Annotated in this window: 2 protein-coding genes and 1 pseudogene; 1 reads left to right on the top strand and 2 read right to left on the bottom strand. The window is 58.1% G+C overall.

What is annotated here, in order from left to right:
* On the top strand, window positions 1-310 hold a 310-nt coding region (locus GEU01_RS21960; protein ID WP_019087694.1), incomplete at its 5' end, for an integrase core domain-containing protein.
* Between the two features lie 59 nt (window positions 311-369).
* Here GEU01_RS21960 and GEU01_RS23900 read toward each other — a convergent pair.
* A pseudogene (locus GEU01_RS23900) lies at window positions 370-714 on the bottom strand (transposase); the annotation flags it as partial.
* A gap of 177 nt (window positions 715-891) precedes the next feature.
* A partial coding sequence (locus tag GEU01_RS27205; RefSeq protein ID WP_019087692.1) for a transposase occupies window positions 892-1,222 on the bottom strand: 331 nt, incomplete at its 5' end.

Raw genomic sequence — 1,222 nt, 5'->3', positions numbered from 1 at the left:
CGGGATACTGGAAGAGCGTCAGATCCGCATCAGCATGGATGGGCGCGGTCGCTGGCTGGACAACGTGTTCATCGAGCGCCTGTGGCGGTCGCTGAAATACGAATGCGTCTACCTGTACGCGTTCGAGACCGGATCAGAGCTGAGGGCCGGGCTTGGCAGATGGATCGCCCTTTATAACGAAAGGCGTCCGCATACGGCGCTGGCTGGACGAACGCCCGATGAGGCGTATCATAACGTGCCGACGCCATCTGGTCCTGGGTTAACCCCGGACCAGATGGCCAACAGCAACGCCGTCAGAAGGGCGGCATAACAACAACCGGGTATAGCTTATCAAGCCCGCAAAACTGTCCGAACGGACGGGACCACCTCAGACGGACTGGCTTCACGACCCATCCGCTCCCGATCGAGCATCAATTCAACATCGTGGATCGTCTGAAACAGGAAACGCCGCGCCAGTTCCCGGAACCAGCCATAGACCGTTCGCCAATGCCCGAAATGGATCGGCAACATTCGCCAGCCACAGCCCGAGCGGACCAGATAGCGCACCGCGTTGATCACTTCGCGGAATTCAATTTCCCGCGGACGTCCCATGCGCCCAGGCTCAGGCATCAGTGGCGCGATCCGCGCCCATTCCTCATCCGTCATGTCAGACGGATAGCGCTTCGTCTTGCGGGTGATACTGGCCATCCGGCCTCTCTGCTCTGGCGTCCACATCCAGGGCTTGAATCACACCCTCACCGAATTTCCAAACAGGCTCTCACAGGCCATGATCTTCGTCGCCATGGGGGCCAATCTCATCCGAAGAAACGCTCATCCATGACTTTCCAAACAGGCTCTAACAGCCTGTCGGGTTGGTCATTTTGAGGGTTATAAGGCCGAGGCTGACCCGGCTTATGCCGCCTGAAGCCGTGCCATTCTTTTGCAGTTGTATGCGAGAGCGACGAGTGTCCATTCGGTCGTGACTTTTGCAAGGCTGCGCAGACTGAACCTTCTGAAGCCCATGATGCTTTTGATAATTCCAAAGACCGGCTCCACGGTCTGTTTTCGTAGTCTGTAAACATCTCCGGCTTCTGTGGTTTCCAGTCTCGCCTTCATGGCGAGCCGCCAGGGTTCGGTTATCCGGCGTGGCTCCTTTGCTTCGGGATGGGGTCGGAAGTCGTAAGGCCTGCGGGCACAGGGCCGTCCAATGGCGACCAGCGGATCAATGCCCTTTTCCTGCAGT

The sequence above is a fragment of the Komagataeibacter europaeus LMG 18890 genome (assembly GCF_000285295.1).
Taxonomy (GTDB): Bacteria; Pseudomonadota; Alphaproteobacteria; order Acetobacterales; family Acetobacteraceae; genus Komagataeibacter; species Komagataeibacter europaeus.
The sequence above is the reverse complement of the archived record's forward strand: the minus strand, read 5'-3'. Positions and strand labels throughout refer to the sequence as shown.